Annotated in this window: 16 protein-coding genes and 1 tRNA gene; 14 read left to right on the top strand and 3 right to left on the bottom strand. The window is 58.5% G+C overall.

The window, feature by feature from the left end; translation table 11 throughout:
- The first annotated feature begins 34 nt into the window (after nt 1–34).
- The 8 genes from nusA to AC3ISI_RS03765 all read left to right on the top strand — a co-directional run bounded on the left by nusA (nt 35) and on the right by AC3ISI_RS03765 (nt 9008).
- Nucleotides 35–1516: a transcription termination factor NusA gene (gene nusA / locus AC3ISI_RS03730; RefSeq protein ID WP_007942874.1), complete on the top strand. Its 1482-nt coding sequence runs from the start codon at nt 35–37 to the stop codon at nt 1514–1516.
- Between the two features lie 27 nt (nt 1517–1543).
- Nucleotides 1544–4075, top strand: coding sequence for a translation initiation factor IF-2 (gene infB, locus AC3ISI_RS03735; protein WP_489335527.1), 2532 nt, complete (start codon nt 1544–1546; stop codon nt 4073–4075).
- 159 nt (nt 4076–4234) lie between these two features.
- Nucleotides 4235–4636, top strand: coding sequence for a 30S ribosome-binding factor RbfA (gene rbfA, locus AC3ISI_RS03740; RefSeq protein ID WP_007942872.1), 402 nt, complete (start codon nt 4235–4237; stop codon nt 4634–4636).
- A gap of 3 nt (nt 4637–4639) precedes the next feature.
- Nucleotides 4640–5557 (top strand): tRNA pseudouridine(55) synthase TruB, encoded by a 918-nt coding sequence (truB, locus tag AC3ISI_RS03745; RefSeq protein ID WP_489335528.1) that lies wholly within the window; start codon nt 4640–4642, stop codon nt 5555–5557.
- A 117-nt stretch (nt 5558–5674) separates the two neighbouring features.
- Nucleotides 5675–5944 carry a 30S ribosomal protein S15 gene (gene rpsO, locus AC3ISI_RS03750; protein WP_003177875.1) on the top strand — a complete coding sequence of 90 codons (270 nt, stop codon included), beginning with the start codon at nt 5675–5677 and terminating at the stop codon, nt 5942–5944.
- A gap of 195 nt (nt 5945–6139) precedes the next feature.
- Nucleotides 6140–8245 carry a polyribonucleotide nucleotidyltransferase gene (pnp, locus tag AC3ISI_RS03755; protein WP_007942868.1) on the top strand — a complete coding sequence of 702 codons (2106 nt, stop codon included), beginning with the start codon at nt 6140–6142 and terminating at the stop codon, nt 8243–8245.
- A 131-nt stretch (nt 8246–8376) separates the two neighbouring features.
- Nucleotides 8377–8452, top strand: a tRNA-Thr gene (locus AC3ISI_RS03760).
- A gap of 250 nt (nt 8453–8702) precedes the next feature.
- Nucleotides 8703–9008: a DUF6388 family protein gene (locus tag AC3ISI_RS03765; protein WP_059403417.1), complete on the top strand. Its 306-nt coding sequence runs from the start codon at nt 8703–8705 to the stop codon at nt 9006–9008.
- A 107-nt stretch (nt 9009–9115) separates the two neighbouring features.
- On the opposite strand, the gene nadC is transcribed toward AC3ISI_RS03765, so the two are convergent.
- Nucleotides 9116–9964 carry a carboxylating nicotinate-nucleotide diphosphorylase gene (gene nadC, locus AC3ISI_RS03770; protein WP_489335529.1) on the bottom strand — a complete coding sequence of 283 codons (849 nt, stop codon included), beginning with the start codon at nt 9962–9964 and terminating at the stop codon, nt 9116–9118.
- A gap of 153 nt (nt 9965–10117) precedes the next feature.
- On the opposite strand from nadC, the gene ampD reads away from it, so the two are divergent.
- The 4 genes from ampD (at nt 10118) to AC3ISI_RS03790 (ending at nt 14252) form a co-directional block, all read left to right on the top strand.
- Nucleotides 10118–10678 carry a 1,6-anhydro-N-acetylmuramyl-L-alanine amidase AmpD gene (gene ampD, locus AC3ISI_RS03775; RefSeq protein WP_489335530.1) on the top strand — a complete coding sequence of 187 codons (561 nt, stop codon included), beginning with the start codon at nt 10118–10120 and terminating at the stop codon, nt 10676–10678.
- Complete coding sequence (gene ampE / locus AC3ISI_RS03780) at nt 10675–11511, top strand: regulatory signaling modulator protein AmpE (RefSeq protein WP_489335531.1); 837 nt, start codon at nt 10675–10677, stop codon at nt 11509–11511. The genes ampD and ampE overlap by 4 nt, the downstream gene beginning before the upstream one ends.
- 179 nt (nt 11512–11690) lie before the next feature.
- A complete protein-coding gene (locus tag AC3ISI_RS03785; protein WP_489335532.1) occupies nt 11691–13721 on the top strand; it encodes a methyl-accepting chemotaxis protein in 2031 nt (676 codons plus the stop codon).
- Nucleotides 13722–13862: 141 nt separating this feature from the next.
- Nucleotides 13863–14252, top strand: coding sequence for a hypothetical protein (locus tag AC3ISI_RS03790; protein WP_489335533.1), 390 nt, complete (start codon nt 13863–13865; stop codon nt 14250–14252).
- On the opposite strand, the gene AC3ISI_RS03795 is transcribed toward AC3ISI_RS03790, so the two are convergent.
- Both AC3ISI_RS03795 and cra read right to left on the bottom strand, forming a co-directional pair.
- Complete coding sequence (locus AC3ISI_RS03795; protein WP_489335534.1) at nt 14253–15029, bottom strand: TatD family hydrolase; 777 nt, start codon at nt 15027–15029, stop codon at nt 14253–14255.
- A gap of 3 nt (nt 15030–15032) precedes the next feature.
- A complete protein-coding gene (gene cra / locus AC3ISI_RS03800) occupies nt 15033–16028 on the bottom strand; it encodes a catabolite repressor/activator (RefSeq protein WP_489335535.1) in 996 nt (331 codons plus the stop codon).
- 290 nt (nt 16029–16318) lie between these two features.
- On the opposite strand from cra, the gene ptsP reads away from it, so the two are divergent.
- Both ptsP and pfkB read left to right on the top strand, forming a co-directional pair.
- A complete protein-coding gene (ptsP, locus tag AC3ISI_RS03805) occupies nt 16319–19180 on the top strand; it encodes a phosphoenolpyruvate--protein phosphotransferase (protein ID WP_489335536.1) in 2862 nt (953 codons plus the stop codon).
- On the top strand, nt 19180–20121 hold the full coding sequence (pfkB, locus tag AC3ISI_RS03810) for a 1-phosphofructokinase (RefSeq protein WP_489335537.1): 942 nt from the start codon (nt 19180–19182) through the stop codon (nt 20119–20121). Before ptsP ends, pfkB begins: the two co-directional genes overlap by 1 nt.
- Nucleotides 20122–20128: the final 7 nt, after the last annotated feature.

Raw genomic sequence — 20128 nt, forward strand, 5'->3', positions numbered from 1 at the left:
CGGATCCAATGGCTTGCGAAAGGCGAGGCGTACGATGAGCAAAGAAGTACTGCTGGTTGTTGAGTCGGTATCCAATGAAAAGGGCGTACCGGCAAACGTAATTTTTGAAGCGCTGGAGCTGGCTCTGGCCACTGCTACCAAAAAACGTTTTGAAGACGAAGTTGATCTGCGTGTGGAAATCAATCGCCACACCGGTGCTTACGAGACATTCCGTCGCTGGACGGTCGTCGAAGAAGCAGATCTGGACGATCCGGCCATTGAAACTTGGCCGAGCAAGGTTGCAGAAACGCATCCTGGTTCCAAGGTTGGCGATGTAGTCGAAGAAAAAATCGAATCCATCGAGTTCGGCCGTATCGCTGCACAGACTGCCAAGCAAGTCATCGTGCAAAAAGTTCGTGAAGCCGAGCGCGCTCAAGTCGTTGACGCCTATCGCGAGCGCCTGGGAGAAATCATCTCCGGCACCGTGAAGAAAGTGACTCGCGACAACGTGATCGTCGATTTGGGCAACAACGCTGAAGCGTTGCTGGCTCGTGAAGACATCATTTCTCGCGAAACCTTCCGTGTCGGTGTGCGTCTGCGTGCGCTGCTCAAGGAAATCCGCACCGAGAACCGCGGCCCGCAGTTGATCCTGTCGCGTACCGCGCCGGAAATGCTGATCGAGTTGTTCCGCATCGAAGTGCCGGAAATCGCTGAAGGCCTGATCGAAGTAATGGCTGCTTCCCGTGATCCGGGTTCGCGCGCCAAGATCGCGGTCCGTTCCAAGGACAAACGCATCGACCCCCAGGGCGCTTGCATCGGTATGCGCGGTTCGCGCGTCCAGGCAGTGTCGGGTGAGTTGGGCGGTGAGCGTGTGGACATCGTCCTGTGGGACGACAACCCGGCTCAGTTCGTGATCAATGCAATGTCGCCGGCTGAAGTGGCGGCAATTATCGTTGACGAAGATGCCCATGCAATGGACATCGCCGTTGGCGCAGACAATCTGGCTCAGGCCATTGGTCGTGGAGGTCAGAACGTGCGTCTGGCTAGCCAATTGACTGGCTGGACCCTGAATGTGATGACCGAATCGGACATCCAGGCTAAGCAGCAAGCAGAAACCGGCGACATCCTGCGCAACTTCATCGACGAGCTGGAAGTCGACGAAGACCTGGCGCAGGTGCTGGTAGATGAAGGCTTCACCAGCCTGGAAGAGATTGCCTACGTACCGTTGGAAGAAATGCTCAACATCGACGGCTTTGACGAAGAAACCGTCAACGAGCTTCGCGCTCGTGCCAAGGATCGATTGTTGACCAAAGCCATCGCTACTGAGGAAAAGCTGGCAGACGCCCATCCGGCCGAAGACCTGCTCTCGCTTGAGGGTATGGACAAGGATTTGGCGATGGAACTGGCGGTGCGCGGCGTAATTACCCGCGAAGACCTGGCCGAGCAGTCTATTGACGACCTGCTCGACATCGACGGCATTGACGATGATCGTGCCGGCAAGTTGATCATGGCCGCCCGAGCCCACTGGTTCGAGTAATTAGGCGCGGCCTGAGGAGAGAAGTGCATGACGCAAGTCACGGTGAAACAACTGGCCGATGAGGTCAAAACACCGGTAGAGCGCCTGTTGCAGCAGATGCGTGAGGCAGGTCTGCCGCACACCGCCGCCGAAGAAAATGTGTCTGACAGTGAGAAGCAATCTTTGCTCACTCACTTGAAAAGCAGCCACAAGGCGAAAGTGGAAGAACCACGCAAGATCACGCTGCAGCGTAAAACCACCAGCACCCTGCGTGTTGCTGGCAGCAAAAGCATCAGCGTTGAAGTCCGTAAAAAGAAAGTTTTCGTACAGCGCAGCCCGGAAGAAATCGAAGCCGAGCGCAAACGCGAACTGGATGAACGTCGCGCAGTAGAAAATGCTGCTCGTCAGAAGGCTGAAGAAGAAGCCAAGCGTCGCGCCGAAGAAGAAGCGCGTCGCCAGCCTGCTGCTGCGCAAACCGCTACGACCGACGCTGTTGCAGCGCCTGTTGCAGTTGCCGAACCCGTGCGTGAAAGCGCGCCGGTTGTCGTCGCTGCTCCAGCCCCGTCTGCCGATGTTCGTAACAAGCAGAACGAACAGCGCCGTCCGGACAAACCACGTGCCGACGATAACAATCGTCGCAGCGGTGGTGGCGATGGCGAGCGCAAAAACGCTCCGCATCGTGCTTCGGTCAAAGAGAAAGCGCCTGCGCCACGTGTTGCGCCACGTACTACCGACGAAGAAAGCGATGGCTTCCGTCGTGGTGGTCGCGGCAAGGCCAAGCTGAAGAAACGCAACGCCCACGGTTTCCAGAGCCCAACCGGCCCTGTCGTGCGTGATGTGCAGATTGGCGAGACCATCACTGTTGGCGATCTCGCCAATCAGATGTCGGTCAAGGCTGCTGAAATCATCAAGTTCATGTTCAAACTGGGTACTCCAGCGACCATCAACCAGGTGCTTGATCAGGAAACTGCTCAGCTGGTAGCCGAAGAACTGGGCCACAAAGTGACCCTGGTCAGCGACACCGCCCTGGAAGATTCCCTGGCCGAGTCCCTGAAGTTTGAAGGTGAGACGTTCTCCCGTGCACCGGTTGTGACCGTAATGGGCCACGTTGACCACGGTAAAACCTCGCTGCTCGACTACATCCGTCGTGCCAAGGTAGCTGCTGGCGAAGCCGGCGGTATCACCCAGCACATCGGTGCGTACCACGTTGAAACTGATCGCGGCATGGTCACTTTCCTTGACACCCCGGGTCACGCCGCGTTTACCGCAATGCGTGCCCGTGGTGCCAAGGCGACCGATATCGTGATCCTGGTGGTTGCAGCGGACGACGGCGTGATGCCGCAGACCATTGAAGCTGTTCAGCACGCCAAGGCTGCCGGTGTTCCACTGGTTGTTGCAGTGAACAAAATCGACAAGCCGGGCGCTGATCTCGATCGCATCCGTAGCGAATTGTCGGTTCACGGCGTGACCTCGGAAGAGTGGGGCGGCGACACCCCGTTCGTATCGGTTTCGGCGAAAGTCGGTACTGGCGTGGACGAGTTGCTCGAAGCTGTTCTGCTGCAAGCTGAAGTTCTCGAACTGAAAGCGACTCCATCGGCTCCAGGCCGTGGCGTCGTGGTTGAATCGCGTCTCGACAAAGGTCGTGGCCCGGTAGCTACCGTTCTGGTTCAAGACGGTACCCTGCGCCAAGGCGACATGGTCCTGGTCGGTTCGAATTATGGCCGGGTACGTGCCATGCTCGACGAGAACGGCAAGCCGATCAAAGAAGCCGGTCCTTCCATCCCTGTCGAGATCCTCGGCCTGGACGGTACCCCGGACGCTGGCGATGAGATGAGCGTGCTGTCGGACGAGAAGAAAGCCCGTGAAGTGGCTCTATTCCGTCAAGGCAAGTTCCGCGAAGTCAAGCTGGCCCGTGCTCACGCCGGCAAGCTGGAAAACATCTTCGAAAACATGGGCCAGGCAGAGAAGAAGACGCTCAACATCGTCCTCAAATCCGACGTCCGTGGTTCGCTGGAAGCGTTGAACGGTGCCTTGAACGGCCTGGGTAATGACGAAGTGCAAGTGCGTGTTGTCGGTGGCGGTGTCGGTGGTATCACCGAGTCCGACGCCAACCTGGCACTGGCCTCCAATGCTGTACTGTTTGGCTTCAACGTGCGTGCCGATGCTGGCGCTCGCAAGATCGTCGAGCAGGAAGGTCTGGATATGCGTTACTACAACGTGATCTACGACATCATCGAAGACGTCAAGAAAGCCCTCACCGGTATGCTGGGCAGCGATGTTCGCGAGAACATCCTGGGTACCGCTGAAGTGCGTGACGTGTTCCGATCGCCGAAGTTTGGCGCGATCGCCGGTTGCATGGTTATCGAAGGTGTTGTTCACCGTAACCGTCCAATCCGTGTACTGCGTGAAGACATCGTTATCTTCGAAGGCGAGCTGGAATCCCTGCGCCGCTTCAAGGATGACGCTTCCGAAGTACGTGCCGGCATGGAATGCGGTATCGGCGTGAAGAGCTACAACGACGTCAAAGTCGGTGACAAGATCGAAGTCTTCGAGAAGGTTCAGGTTGCTCGCAGCCTCTAACTTGCGCACTTCAAGGGCCACGGTGAGCCGCTGCATGCAGATGCGCGGCACAGCGTCAGGACTCTAAACGCAACGCCCGGTCTGGCTTTTGTCAGGCCGGGCGTTTGCCGCTTTCAGACCCCTCGGGTTTCACCGTGGGGCAGTAACAGGTAACAAGACATGGCAAAAGAATACAGCCGTACCCAACGTATCGGCGATCAGATGCAGCGTGAGCTGGCACAGCTGATCCGTCGTGAAGTCAAAGACCCGCGCGTGGGTCTGGTCACCATTACCGCTGTTGAAGTCAGCCGTGATGTAGGTCACGCCAAGATCTTCATCACAGTGATGGGACAGGACAACGCCGAAGACATCGCGCAAAGCATCAAAGTGCTCAACTCCGCCGCTGGTTTCCTGCGCATGCAGTTGGCTCGCGAAATGAAGTTGCGCAGCGTTCCTCAGCTGCACTTCCACTACGACGAAAGCGTCGTGCGTGGCGCGCACCTGTCGGCCCTGATCGAGCGAGCGGTGGCTGAAGACAATCAGCACCCGGTAGCCGCTGAACCCGAAGACGCCAAGGAGTAATCGGTGGCTCAGGTCAAACGTATCCGTCGTAACGTCAGCGGCATTATCCTGCTCGACAAGCCGTTGGGGTTCACCTCCAACGCCGCGTTGCAGAAGGTTCGCTGGCTGCTCAATGCCGAGAAGGCCGGGCACACCGGCAGTCTTGATCCGCTGGCCACCGGGGTATTGCCATTGTGCTTCGGTGAAGCCACCAAGTTTTCGCAGTACCTACTCGATTCCGACAAGGGTTACGAAACCCTGGCGCAACTGGGCAAAACCACCACCACGGCGGATGCCGAGGGTGAAATTTTGCTGGAACGCCCAGTGACCGTTGGTCGCACGGATGTCGAAGCTGTTTTACCCGGTTTTCGTGGGCAAATCAGTCAGATACCGCCGATGTACTCGGCACTCAAGCGTGATGGGCAGCCGCTGTACAAGCTGGCCCGTGCAGGCGAAGTAGTGGAGCGCGAACCGCGTTCTGTTACTATTGCGCGCTTGGAATTGCTGGCCTTTGAAGGTGATACTGCGCGGCTTGCGGTGGATTGCAGCAAAGGTACCTATATCCGCACTCTGGTGGAGGATATCGGTGAGAAACTCGGTTGTGGCGCTTACGTTGCTGAACTGCGACGTACCCAGGCCGGGCCTTTCACGTTGGCGCAGACGGTCACGCTGGAAGAGTTGGAAGCAGTACATGCCGAAGGCGGCAATGAAGCAGTTGATCGCTTCCTGATGCCATCGGATAGCGGCCTGCTGGATTGGCCGCTGTTGCAGTTCTCGGAGCATAGCTCGTTCTACTGGCTCAACGGCCAACCGGTTCGAGCCCCGGATGCACCGAAGTTCGGCATGGTACGGGTACAGGATCACAATGGTCGCTTCATCGGAATCGGTGAAGTGAGCGAAGACGGGCGCATCGCGCCACGTCGACTGATTCGGTCAGAATGACCGGACGAGGGTGGCTGTCAACAGGCACGGTCACTACTCATTTTTAGATACAGGGATTTGTCCCTGGCCTGTTGAAGCTGTTTTTCTGAAACAGTTTCCTGATAAAAGGATTGCCTCATGGCTCTCGACGTTCAAGAAAAAGCTCAAATCGTAGCTGACTACCAGCAAGCTGTTGGTGACACTGGTTCGCCAGAAGTGCAAGTTGCACTGCTGACCCACAACATCAACAAGCTGCAAGGTCACTTCAAGGCCAACGGTAAAGATCACCACTCCCGTCGTGGTCTGATCCGTATGGTAAACCAGCGCCGTAAGCTGCTGGACTACCTGAAAGGCAAGGATCTGGGTCGTTATCAGACTCTGATCGGTCGCCTGGGTCTGCGTCGCTAATAAGCGATTGCGCTAGAGGTTGGTTGTCTGTCACGCGTCAGTGGGTTTCCCGTTGGCGCATGGCAGGCTCCCAGCCTCAAGTTTTATCTGGACACACGTTTTACCCTGGACAGGCGTTGGGCCGATTCCCGACATTGCCCAAGAATTTCGCAAGAAGACAAGTTCCCCAAGAGCCACAAAAGAAGGTAGGACACCGTGAACCCGGTAATCAAAAAATTCCAGTTCGGTCAGTCGACCGTTACCCTCGAGACTGGCCGTATCGCCCGTCAGGCCTCCGGCGCAGTATTGGTCACCGTTGACGACGACGTCAGCGTATTGGTGACTGTCGTTGGTGCCAAGCAAGCCGATCCAGGCAAGGGCTTCTTCCCTCTGTCCGTTCACTACCAGGAAAAGACTTACGCTGCCGGTAAGATCCCTGGCGGTTTCTTCAAGCGCGAAGGCCGTCCTTCCGAGAAAGAAACCCTGACTTCCCGACTGATCGACCGTCCGATCCGTCCGCTGTTCCCAGAAGGCTTCATGAACGAAGTGCAGGTTGTCTGCACCGTCGTCTCCACCAGCAAGAAGACCGATCCGGACATCGCTGCGATGATCGGTACCTCGGCTGCCCTGGCCATCTCCGGCATTCCTTTCGATGGCCCGATCGGCGCTGCCCGCGTTGCGTTCCATGAAAGCACCGGCTACCTGCTGAACCCGACTTACGAACAACAGAAAGCTTCGAGCCTGGACATGGTCGTTGCCGGTACTTCGGAAGCCGTTCTGATGGTTGAATCGGAAGCCAAAGAGCTGACCGAAGACCAGATGCTGGGCGCGGTTCTGTTTGCTCACGACGAGTTCCAGGTTGTGATCAACGCTGTCAAAGAACTGGCCGCTGAAGCTGCCAAGCCGACCTGGACCTGGGCTCCACAGCCAGAAGCCACTGCGCTGCTGGGCGCGATCCGTGCCGAGTTCGGCGACGCGATCTCCCAGGCTTACACCATCACCATCAAGGCCGATCGTTACGCTCGCCTGGGCGAACTGAAAGACCAGGTGGTTGCCAAGCTGTCCGGTGAAGAAGGCCAGCCTTCTTCCAGCGAAGTCAAAGCGGCTTTTGGCGAAATCGAATACCGCACCGTTCGCGAAAACATTGTTAACGGCAAGCCACGTATCGACGGTCGCGACACCAAGACCGTACGTCCTCTGAACATCGAAGTCGGTGTTCTGCCAAAGACCCACGGTTCGGCACTGTTCACCCGTGGCGAAACCCAGGCTCTGGTAGTCGCGACTCTGGGTACTGCCCGTGACGCACAACTGCTGGACACCCTGGAAGGCGAGAAAAAAGACCCGTTCATGCTGCACTACAACTTCCCTCCGTTCTCGGTAGGTGAGTGTGGTCGCATGGGTGGTGCTGGTCGCCGCGAAATCGGTCACGGCCGTCTGGCCCGTCGTTCGATTGCAGCGATGTTGCCTGCTGCCGACGTGTTCCCGTACACCATCCGTGTTGTATCGGAAATCACCGAATCCAACGGTTCGAGCTCCATGGCTTCGGTCTGCGGCGCTTCCCTGGCCTTGATGGACGCTGGCGTTCCGATGAAGGCACCGGTTGCCGGTATCGCCATGGGTCTGGTTAAAGAAGGCGAGAAATTCGCCATCCTGACCGACATCCTGGGTGACGAAGACCACCTCGGCGACATGGACTTCAAAGTAGCGGGTACCGCCAAAGGTGTGACCGCGCTGCAGATGGACATCAAGATCAAAGGCATCACCGAAGAAATCATGGAAATCGCTCTGGGCCAAGCCCTGGAAGCGCGCCTGAACATCCTCGGTCAGATGAACCAGATCATTGGCCAGTCGCGTACCGAGCTGTCGGAAAACGCTCCGACCATGATCGCGATGAAAATCGATACCGACAAAATCCGTGATGTCATCGGTAAAGGCGGCGCGACCATTCGTGCGATCTGTGAAGAGACCAAGGCCTCGATCGACATCGAAGACGATGGCTCGATCAAGATCTTCGGCGAAACCAAGGAAGCCGCTGAAGCTGCACGTCAGCGCGTTCTGGGCATCACCGCTGAAGCTGAAATCGGCAAGATCTACGTGGGTAAGGTTGAGCGCATCGTCGACTTCGGCGCATTCGTCAACATCCTGCCAGGCAAGGACGGTCTGGTTCACATCTCGATGCTGAGCGACGCTCGCGTTGAGAAAGTGACCGACATCCTGAAAGAAGGCCAGGAAGTGGAAGTACTGGTACTGGACGTGGACAACCGCGGCCGTATCAAGCTGTCCATCAAAGACGTAGCAGCAGCCAAGGCTTCGGGCGTTTAATTACTCCCCACGCCTGACCGCTTCAACGTTATAAAAAATGCCCCGCAGTGAACACTTCGGGGCATTTTTTTGTCTGGGAAACAGGGTGTGAAGTTGCTGGCCTTCGAACCCGGTGCTAGGTTTAGCCCACTGCCCGTGTAGCTCAGTTGGTAGAGCAGCGCACTCGTAACGCGAAGGTCGCAGGTTCGATTCCTGTCTCGGGCACCATTCCCCTGTTGTTTCACCTTTGTGCTCAAAGCCCTTCCAGCGTTTTTTGTCGAATTGATGTAAAAGTCCATATAAATCGTCAACCAAACGTCCTATATTCGGTGCTTGCACACGTACCATTTTGCAGTTTTCAGATGATCCCCGAATGGTTCTGAAGGCCAGACAAACCGGGCTTCAACCGGTTTTTTGCGTCAGAGAGATCCTTGATGATCCAGATCCATCTTCCATTCCCCAGATCAGCGAGAACGACATGACCGTTAAAGAATTGACCCAAGAAGCCAGACACGAAGAAGCGCTCAAGAAGTATTTACTGGATTCGCCCCAGCTTGCCGAAGAGATCAAGGACCTGCCGGCCGACGATCAGAAAGACCAGATTCAATGGGCGTTCGAGGATGAGGCAGAGTCTCAGGGCCTGCAGCCGTGGGAATTGACGCTTAAGTACACCTCGACCCCGGAAGAATTCGAGGCTGCGCGCCTGGTGCTGCACAAGGAGGCGGCCGAGGTGCTGGGTGTCGAGTGGGAAGAGTATTGCGAGATGAACAATCTGGTGGTCTGACAAAAACACCTTCGGAGCCGCCTTTGTAGGAGCCCGGCTTGCCGGCGATAGCGTCCTTGAGATCGCTATCGCCGGCAAGCCGGGCTCCTACAGGTTTGCGATGCGGGTCAGAGGCTCAAACGCATCGACAGATCGATAGCCTTCACGTCCTTGGTCATCGCGCCAATCGAAATGTAATCGACCCCGGTTTCGGCGATCGGCAACAACGTACTTTCATTGATTCCACCGCTCGCTTCCAGTTTGGCCTGGCCTGCGTTCAGGCGCACAGCTTCACGCATGTCATCAAGGCTCAATTCATCGAGCATGATGATGTCCGCACCCGCCGCTAGAGCTTCCTTGAGCTCGCTCAGGCTTTCCACTTCGATCTCCACCGGTTTGCCCGGGGCAATCTTGTGCGCGGCGTTAATGGCTTCAGGGATGCCACCGCTGGCGGCAATATGGTTTTCCTTGATCAGGAAGGCGTCATACAGACCGATACGATGGTTGTGGCAGCCGCCGCAGGTGACGGCATACTTCTGCGCCAGACGCAGGCCGGGCAGGGTTTTGCGGGTGTCGAGCAACTTGACTTGGGTATTGGCGACAAAGTCCGCCAGATACTGCGCACGCGTGGCCACGCCGGAGAGCAATTGCAGGAAATTCAGCGCACTGCGTTCGCCAGTGAGCAGCGAGCGCGCAGGACCTTCGAGGTGGAACAGCACCTGATTGGGTTTTACCCGTTCGCCATCACGCACTTGCCAATGCACTGCGACCCGTGGGTCCAATTGCCGGAAGACCGCATCGACCCACGCAGTGCCGGCAATGACAGCGGCATCACGAGTGATGATGGTGGCTTTTGCCAGGCGTTCGGCCGGGATCAACTGCGCGGTGATATCGCCGCTGCCGATGTCTTCGCGCAACGCACGGCGTACGTTGGCTTCGATTTCGGCGGTCAAGTCGGCGAGACGTAGATTCGGCATAACGGACTCCACAAACAAAGTGGTCCGATTATAGGGCCATGGCACGAGTCAACCCAAGGCCTCATAGACTTTCCATTCGCGGCAAGTGATCGCATCCAGAGGGGCTATCGCGGCATACTGAGCGCCAACACAGTCGTCGCTGAAGGAACCTGTATGCAGTTGGACCCCGCGAGTGGTTGGTGTCAGGACGTGCGTTTATGCCCCTCACCCAACTTCAATGCGCGCCCCACGGGCGAAATTTCCCTGCTGGTGATCCACAACATCAGTTTGCCGCCAGCGCAATTCGCCACCGGCAAAGTGCAGGAATTCTTCCAGAATCGTCTGGATGTCACGGAGCATCCTTATTTTGAAGGCATCGCTGACTTGCGGGTGTCAGCGCATTTTCTGATTGAGCGTGACGGTACTGTTACTCAGTTTGTCTCTTGTAGTGAGCGAGCCTGGCACGCCGGTGTTTCGAGTTTCGAGGGCCGGGAAACCTGTAATGATTTTTCGCTGGGCATCGAGCTTGAAGGCACGGATGATCTGCCGTTCACCGATGCTCAGTATCTCGCGCTGACAGCGTTGACCCGACAGCTGCAAAACGCCTACACCGACATCACTGCGCAGCGTATTTGCGGACACAGCGACATCGCGCCGGGGCGCAAGACTGATCCAGGACCGGCGTTCGACTGGGCACGCTATCGTGCGGCCCTGGCAAAAGAGGAAGGACAATGAGTTTTCTGGTGTTGCTGTTGGCGGTGTGGATCGAGAAATTCTCGGCACTGCGCCATCGAGTCCAGCGTGATGGCGGTTGGGTGCGCGAGTTGAACAAGCTTGAGGTGACGCCACGTCTGATCGACCGGCCATGGTTGATCCTTATCATTATTGTGTTGTTGCCGATCGCGCTGCTGGGGTTGCTGTTGGTCGTGCTGAACCCCGTGGCCTACGGTTTTCTGACGTTACCGGTGCATTTGCTGGTGGTGATTTACAGCCTGGGTCGCGGCGATCTGCTGGCGGGCCTGGGGCCATTTCGCGATGCCTGGCGCCGGGAAGACCTGCAAGCCGCTGCACATGTGGCCGCTCGTGACCTGGATATTTGCGCCGAAAGTGCCGAACAATTGCTGGAACGGGTCGAAGCCCACCTGCTGTGGGAGGCTTACCAAAGTTTCTTTGCGGTCATTTTCTGGTACTTCTTGCTGGGTCCGGTTGCCGCCCTGAGTTATCGCTTGCTGGCACTGACCGAGGAGTATGGGCAGAACCCGGCCGTGGTCGAGCGCGCGGCACAATTGCGTCACGCCTTTGATTGGGTGCCCGTGCGATTGCTGGCGATGAGTTTTGCACTGATCGGCAACTTTGTGGCGGTCAGCCGGGTGATGTTGAGTGAGTTACTGAACTGGAACATCGGCGCCGCTCAGTTGATCGAGAAAGTCGGACTGGTGGCCGGTGAGATCCCGGCTCCGGTTGTCGGACCGGATGGCATCAACAGTCTGGACCGGATCTGGGAATTGCTGCTGCGCGCGGCGGTGCTCTGGTATGCCGGTTTTGCGTTGTGGACGGTCTTCCCGTAACTTCAATCCCTGTAGCAGCAGGCTGCGCCAGCTGCTACAAGCGTGTACTTCCCTTCGTTAACCTTAAGTTACAAAACATCCTGCCGATTTAAGATATACAGGGATAGCGCTGAATAGTGGCTATCTGCCGCCGATCTGTGCGCGCCAAATAAAAATAAGAATTAAAAGGGAGATTTCCAGTGAAGAGCTTGCTCTATCCCGCCGTCGCGCTGATGAACCGCCTGAGCTTCGGCATGAAGTTCAGCCTGATCAGCGTGCTGTTCCTTGTGCCCATGCTTGTCACCAACTTTTATCTGGTGCGCGATTCCTATCGTGAGTTTCAGGGCACACAAATTGAGCTGCAGAGCCTAGACCTGCTGGGCAGCGGCCTGACCCTTCGGCGAGACCTGGAAACCCTGAACAATCTGGTGCAGATCAACGTCACACTCGGCCAGTCCGGCAAGGCCGGCAATATCGAGTCGAAGATTGGCGTGCTGGAGCAAAGCATCCTCGCGCGCCTGCAAGGGCTGACTGCGATGACCACTGATCCGGAGCAGATCACGGCTTTCGACGGCAAGCGCGATGAAATGATCGCTGCGTTCAAAGCCCAGCAAGCGGAAACCTCCCTGCAAAGCAAAAGTGGAATGATCGGAAAACTGCTCGGCAACGCGCAGATTTTCAGCCAGATAATCGCCACTCAGGCCGGCCTCAGTCGCGACAGCCAAAGCGACATGCGTCAACTGAGTGAGCTGATCACCAGCGTTACTCCGCGTGTGACCCAGCTGCTGGGCGAAGGCCGGGCGATGGGGGCTTTGTCTCTCGGGCAAGGCTTTATAAACTCGGCGTCGAGCACTCGATTTGATGAGTTGTTGGCGCAGGTCGAGAAGCTTCAGGGCGAGTATGGCCTGAAATTGCAGGATGCATTGGGCTCCAGCAAGGTGGCGCGTGAAATCCTGGCTGCGCAAGCTGATAGCAGCAAGGCTTCGCTGAAAAAAGCCAGTGAGCTGTTCGAAGAAAAAGTGGTGATGGCCGACACTCTCGATACACCCTGGCAAGGGTTTTACGATCAGGTCACCGGCCTGATGGACCAAACTTACCAACTCAACGAAGCCATATTGAAGTTCCTCGGTACCCAGTTGCAGCAGCGATTGGAGCAAAACCGCACCCACATGGTCTTGCAGGCCGTGGCGCTGTCGGTGGTGTTTGTGCTGATTTTCTACCTTTACGGCGGCTTCTACGCTTCAACCCGCACCACCCTCAAGCGTCTTGGCGAAATGATGGACACAGTCGCTGCCGGCGACATGACGGTGACCTTCCGCGCGGAAAGCCGCGATGAGCTCGGCGAGTTGGGCGAGGTGTTCAACGGCACCGTGAAGAAAATCCATGACCTGATCGAGCGCGTCGGGAAGACCGTGAATGAGGTCGAACGCCAGGCCGGGCAGGTGCAAAGCGTCTCTACCCAGAGCAACCAGGCGGTGGCTGGGCAACGTACGCAAATCGAGCAAGTCGCCACGGCCATGAACCAGATGTCGGCCACCTCCCTTGAGGTGGCGCGCAGTGCGGCTGCCGCAGTCAGCAGCGCCCACAGCGTCAACGACGAGACCATCACTGGCCGCGGGCTGGTCGCGTCCCAGCAGGGCAGCATCGTGCAATTGGCCAGTGAGATCGATCAGTCGGTGTTGGTGATCAATCAACTGGCCAGCGACAGCCAGTCCATCAGCCGTGTACTGGAAGTGATCAAAAGCATCGCTGATCAGACCAATCTGTTGGCCCTTAACGCGGCCATCGAAGCCGCGCGGGCCGGTGAGCAGGGGCGTGGTTTTGCGGTGGTGGCCGATGAGGTCCGCACACTGGCCAAACGCACCCAGCAATCGACCGAAGAAATCGAACAGATGATCAGCAAGCTCCACAGCGGAGTCGGTGCGGCGGTGAAAGCCATGGGCATCAGCCATCAGGTGGCTGATAGTACGGTCGGACAGTCGGAAAAGGTCCAGCAGGCGCTGGAAAACATCCTCGGCGCGGTAGGCATGATCGTTGACCAGAACCAGCAAATCGCCGCTGCTGTCGAGCAGCAGACCGCCGTCGCCCATGACATCGATCAGAACATTGTCGAGATCAACCGCGCCGGCGAGCGTACCGCCGAAGGGGCGCACCAGACCGAGGATGCCAGCCGTGCGTTATCGGCTCAGGTGGTGGAACTCAAGCAGCTGATCAGCGCGTTCAGGGTGTGATCCCCCTCACTGATTTAGCACACAATTTGTAGTACTTTTCTTTTTTCGGGCAGATAATAGCCTGCTGTCCTCAGTGCTCTGATTTTTCATCTTCAATGAAGGAAGATCATTCACTCGGGCTTGCCATGAGGAGGCACGGTTATGTCTGTAGCAAGCATCGGAGTCCAGGGGCGCTGCGCTCATTGCGGGTGTACCTGTGTGCTCGAAGCCTGGCAACTCAACGCCATTGCAATCAACGAGTCGTTCGCCTGTACCCACTGCCATAAAGCCTTGCAGTTGATCGACCCGAAACAGATCAAGCGCTTCAAGTCTCTCGACTCACTGGCCATGCTCCGGGCGAGCACCCTGGTGATGGTGTGCACCGCGGTCCTGGTGGCGTTGGTCATGGAATGGATCGGAATGCTCAGCGTGGTCGAACAGGTGAATTTTTCGCTGATCGCGATTCTTGTCTATTTCCTCGTTATTCAGTTCGCCCGGCACCGGCAACACCTCACGCTGATTCTGGAAGCCGCCAAGGCACACGCCGACTGATTACCAGTTGAACAGCTCGCAAGCATTAGCCGTGCTGACGGCGGCCAGTTTCTGAGGGCTTATCTCCATGATCTGCGCCAGTGCCGCGCAGATCGCCGGCAGGTGTGCCGGGCTGTTGCGTTGACCGGGAAACATGACCGGTGCCATGTCGGGTGAGTCGGTTTCCAGCACCACGGACTCCAACGGCAAATCAGCGAGCACTCGGTGCATGCGCAGCGCCTGTGGCCAGGTCGCGGCGCCGCCCAGACCCACTTTGAAACCAAGTTTAATGTACTCCCGCGCTTCTTCCTTGCTGCCCGCAAAGGCGTGGATTATCCCTGCGCGTTTCAAACGAAAGCGTTTTAGCGTAGCAATCACCGCCGCATGGCTGCGCCGCACATGAATCAGCGCCGGCAGATTGAAGTCCACCGCCAGTTGCAGTTGCGCCTCGAACAGCGCCTGCTGACGCTCTCGGTCGAGGGTTTCGATGAAGTAATCCAGACCGATCTCGCCCACTGCGCATAACTGCCGATGGCCGGCCAGACGCGTCAGCCAGTCGGCAAGCTCACGTAAATCTTCAGGCCGGTGATCATCCAGGTAAACCGGGTGCAAACCGAATGCCGCATGCAAGTCGGGATCACTTTGCACCAACGCCCAGACTCGCTGCCAATTCGACTGATAAACCCCCAACACCACCATCCGCCGCACACCCAGGGCGCGGCTTTCGGCCAGCAGCGCCTGACGGTCCTCGTCAAAGTCGGGAAAATCCAGATGAGTGTGGCTGTCGATCAGCTCCACGGTTCAGTCCCGGTGAATACGCTGCTTGAAGGTTCGGGCGATGGCCTGCACGCCGGGTTGATAATCGGACTGCTCGATGGCGGCCAGCGCCAGCGACAGGGCTTTAGCGGCGATCAACTGATGCTGCTGAGCCATGGCGTTGACCGGCAAGGGCAGGAAGTCCAGCAGCTGCGTGTCGCCGAACGTACCCAGGCGCAACGGGCGGGTTTTTAGCGGATAGTCATGCAAGGCATCGAACACACCCTGTAGCAGCACGTAGGAAGTGGTCACCAGCGCATTAGGCAGATGTCCCAGACGCTGGAGCATTTCTTCCATCAATTGCTTGCCGCACTCGCGGCTGAATGACTCGCCGTGCTCGATCAACACCTCGCCCTGGAACCCCTCCAGCGCTTCTTTGAAGCCGGCCGCGCGTTCCTGGCTGATGCTCAACTCGGGGCGCGCGCCGATCAATGCGATCTGCTTGGGCAACGGGTCCAGTAGACTGCGGGTCAAGTGCAGGCTGGCCTCGCGGTCGTCACTGATCACCGAGCAGAAGTGCTCGGGCTCCATGACCCGGTCGATGGCGATGATCGGAATGCCTTTGGCCTGCAACTGGCGGTAGCTGTCGTCACCGGGCGGCAGGCAACTGGCGACGATCAATGCGTCGCAGCGCCGGGCGCGGAACAGTTGCAGCAATTGCCGCTCGCTGTCCGGCGCATCGTCGGAGCTGGCGATCAGCAACTGATAACCGCGCGCCCTGGCACCTTGTTCCAGCAATTTGGCGATTCGTGCGTAACTGGGGTTTTCCAGGTCCGGCAGAATAAATCCCAGGGTGCGCGTGTGCCGGCTGCGTAACCCGGCCGCTTGAGGATTGGGCGTAAAGCCATGCTGTTCGACGACCGCGCGCACGCGCTCGACAGTGGCACTGCTGATGCGTTGCTGTTCGGCCTTGCCATTAATGACATAACTGGCGGTGGTTACGGACACACCGGCCAACTGTGCGATATCACTGAGTTTCAACTCGGGATTTCCTTGTTTGTTCGAGCTTGCCCCGACATTTTCGCCAATCCTACCCGAATCAGGCAGACGACTAATGTCCAAGCACATCCGACAAGTTGGGCTTCAAGGATGAGACATTATCGAGTAACGTGCCAAGTATTCTAGATTAAACGTTTCAGCATGCGTATTTTCGGGGCTGTAAGCACCTTTGGCCGGTTCTGCCGTGAAACCGCCAAAAGTGAAGATTAAGCGCCTAAGCTGATCCATTCAAAACAATACCTGGCGTCATCAGACGCCAAAAAGGAGAAAGCATGCTCGAGCTCACCATAGAGCAGATTTCCATGGGCCAGTCGGCTGTGGATAAGTCCGCTGCGTTGCAGCTATTGGCTGAACACCTGGTCGCCGATGGCCTGGTTACCGAGGGTTATCTGGCCGGTTTGCAGGCGCGTGAAGCTCAGGGCTCGACCTTTCTCGGTCAAGGTATTGCCATCCCCCACGGTACACCGCAAACCCGCGACCAGGTGTTTTCCACCGGCGTGCGGCTGATGCAATTTCCCGAAGGCGTGGATTGGGGCGACGGCCAGATGGTGTTCCTGGCGATCGGTATCGCGGCCAAATCCGATGAACATTTACGCTTGCTGCAACTGTTGACCCGCGCCCTCGGCGAAACCGATCTGGGCCAGGCCTTGCGCCGTGCGAGCTCCGCCGAGGCCTTGTTGAAACTGCTGCAAGGTGCGCCGCAGGAATTGGCGCTGGATGCACAGATGATCGGCCTTGGTGTGTCCGCCGATGACTTCGAAGAGCTGGTCTGGCGCGGTGCCCGGTTGCTGCGCCAGGCTGATTGCGTGAGCAACGGTTTCTCCGCCGTGTTGCAACAGGTCGAAGCGTTGCCGCTGGGCGACGGCTTGTGGTGGTTGCACAGCGAGCAAACGGTCAAGCGTCCGGGCCTGGCCTTCGTCACTCCGGACAAACCGATGCGTTACCTCGGCCAGCCGCTCAGCGGCCTGTTCTGCCTGGCCAGCCTCGGTGAAGCGCATCAGGCCTTGCTCGAACGTCTATGTGCGTTGTTGATTGAAGGTCGCGGGCACGAGTTGGGCCGCGCCACCAGCAGTCGCAAAGTGCTCGAAGTCCTCGGCGGCGAACTGCCGGCGGACTGGCCGAGCGCGCGCATCGCCTTGGCCAACGCCCACGGCTTGCACGCGCGCCCGGCGAAGATTCTCGCGCAACTGGCAAAAAATTTCGAAGGCGAAATTCGCGTGCGCATTGTCGACGGCCAAGACAGCGCGGTGTCGGTGAAGAGCCTGAGCAAACTGCTCAGCCTCGGCGCCCGTCGGGGGCAGGTGCTCGAATTCGTTGCCGAACCGAGCATTGCCGCCGATGCCTTGCCAGCCCTGTTGGCAGCCATCGAAGAAGGCCTCGGTGAAGAGGTTGAGCCATTGCCGGCCGTGAGCCAACAGCGCGAAGAGGTCGCCGATGTGGCCGAAGTGCTGCTCGCCCCGGCGTCAGGCACTGTGATTCAAGCCATCGCCGCAGCCCCGGGCATTGCCATCGGCCCGGCGCATATTCAGGTGCTGCCAATCATCGATTATCCGTTGCGCGGTGAGTCTGCCGCCATCGAACGCGAGCGTCTCAAACACGCAGTGGTGCAGGTGCGTCGCGACATCGAAGGCTTGATCGAACGCAGCACGTCCAAGGCCATCCGCGAGATTTTCATCACCCACCAGGAAATGCTCGACGACCCGGAACTGACCGATGAAGTGGACACCCGCCTCAAGCAAGGCGAAAGCGCCGAGGCGGCGTGGATGGCGGTGATCGAAGCGGCGGCCAAACAACAGGAGTCGTTGCAGGACGCATTGCTCGCCGAGCGGGCGGCTGACTTGCGCGACATCGGCCGTCGCGTGCTGGCGCAACTGGCCGGTGTCGAAACGCCGAGCGAACCGGACCAGCCTTACATTCTGGTGATGGACGAAGTAGGACCGTCCGACGTGGCGCGTCTTGATCCGGCTCGCGTCGCCGGTATTCTAACGGCTCGCGGCGGCGCCACGGCCCACAGCGCCATCGTCGCTCGAGCGCTGGGCATTCCCGCGCTGGTCGGTGCAGGGGCGGCCGTGTTGCTGCTGGCGCCGGGTACGCCTCTGCTAATTGATGGCCAGCGTGGCCGCTTGCATGTGGACGCCGACGCGCTGACCCTGCAACGCGCCACCGAAGAACGCGACACTCGCGAACAGCGTCTGAAAGTGGCCGCTGAACGACGTCATCAACCGGCACTGACTACCGATGGTCATGCGGTCGAAGTGTTCGCCAATATCGGCGAAAGCGCGGGCGTCACCAGTGCGGTGGAGCAGGGCGCCGAAGGCATTGGCTTGTTGCGCACCGAACTGATTTTCATGGCCCACTCGCAGGCGCCGGACGAGGCCACTCAGGAAGTCGAATACCGCCGCGTCCTCGACGGCCTGGCCGGTCGGCCGCTGGTGGTGCGAACCCTTGATGTCGGTGGCGACAAGCCGCTGCCGTATTGGCCCATCGCCAAAGAAGAAAATCCTTTTCTTGGCGTACGGGGCATTCGCCTGACGCTGCAACGTCCGAAGATCATGGAAGCGCAATTGCGTGCCTTGCTGCGGGCCGCCGACAACCGTCCGTTGCGGATCATGTTTCCGATGGTGGGCAGCGTCGATGAATGGCGACAGGCGCGGGACATGACCGAACGCTTGCGTCTGGAAATCCCGGTCGCCGACCTGCAACTGGGGATCATGATCGAAGTGCCGTCGGCGGCGTTGCTGGCGCCGGTGCTGGCCAAAGAGGTCGACTTTTTCAGTGTCGGCACCAACGACCTGACGCAATACACCTTGGCCATCGACCGTGGTCATCCGACCTTGTCCGCCCAGGCTGATGGCTTGCACCCGGCGGTGCTGCAACTGATCGACATCACCGTGCGCGCAGCGCATGCCCATGGCAAATGGGTCGGTGTCTGCGGCGAGTTGGCGGCCGACCCGCTGGCGGTGCCGGTGTTGGTCGGACTGGGGGTGGACGAACTCAGCGTGTCGGGCCGCAGCATCGCCGAGGTCAAGGCGCGAATTCGCGAACTCAGCCTCGCCCAGACCCAAATTCTCGCCCGACAGGCCCTGGCCGTGGGCAGCGCCAATGAAGTGCGCGCATTAGTGGAGGCTCTGTAATGGCCCGGATTTTAACCCTGACTCTCAACCCGGCGCTGGACCTCACCGTCCAATTGCCGCGTCTTGAGCCCGGTCAAGTCAACCGCAGCGACGCCATGCACACCCACGCCGCCGGTAAAGGCGTGAACGTGGCGCAAGTGATGGCGGACCTTGGTCATCAGGTGACCGTCAGTGGATTCCTCGGGGAGGACAACCTCCAAGCGTTTGAAACCCTGTTTGCCAAACGCGGTTTTGTCGACGCGTTCATCCGTGTTCCCGGCGAGACTCGCAGCAACATCAAACTGGCGGAAAGCGACGGGCGAATCACCGATATCAATGGTCCGGGGCCGAGGGTGAGTGAGGCCGCGCAGCAGGCGTTGTTTGACCGGCTCGTGCAGATTGCGCCAGGTCATGATGCGGTCGTCGTCGCCGGTAGCTTGCCGTTAGGCGTCAGTGCGCACTGGTTACAGGCATTGATTGTGCGCTTGAAAAAACTCGGGTTGAACGTCGCTCTCGACACCAGCGGCGAAGCGTTGCGCACTGCAATCAAGGCCGGCCCGTGGCTGATCAAACCCAACACTGAAGAGCTGGCCGATGCGCTGGGTTGCGAGGTCGTTACGGTGGCTGCTCAGGCCGAAGCTGCGAGCCGATTGCACGCTCAAGGCATCGAGCACGTGGTGATCTCGCACGGGGCTGAAGGCGTGAACTGGTTCAGTGTCGGTTCGGCATTGCATGCCACGCCACCCAAGGTCAGCGTGGCCAGTACGGTGGGCGCGGGCGATTCGTTATTGGCCGGCATGCTTCATGGCCTGCTCAGCGCCGATACGCCAGAGCAAACCCTGCGCACCGCCACGGCGATTGCCGCGATGGCGGTCACCCAGATCGGTTTCGGCATCGGCGATGCCGCGCAATTGGCGCAGCTCGAACAGGGTGTGCGCGTGCGCCCCCTGACAGAACAATAAGAGGGTT

It is taken from the genome of Pseudomonas sp. GL_139_B, assembly GCF_057834475.1.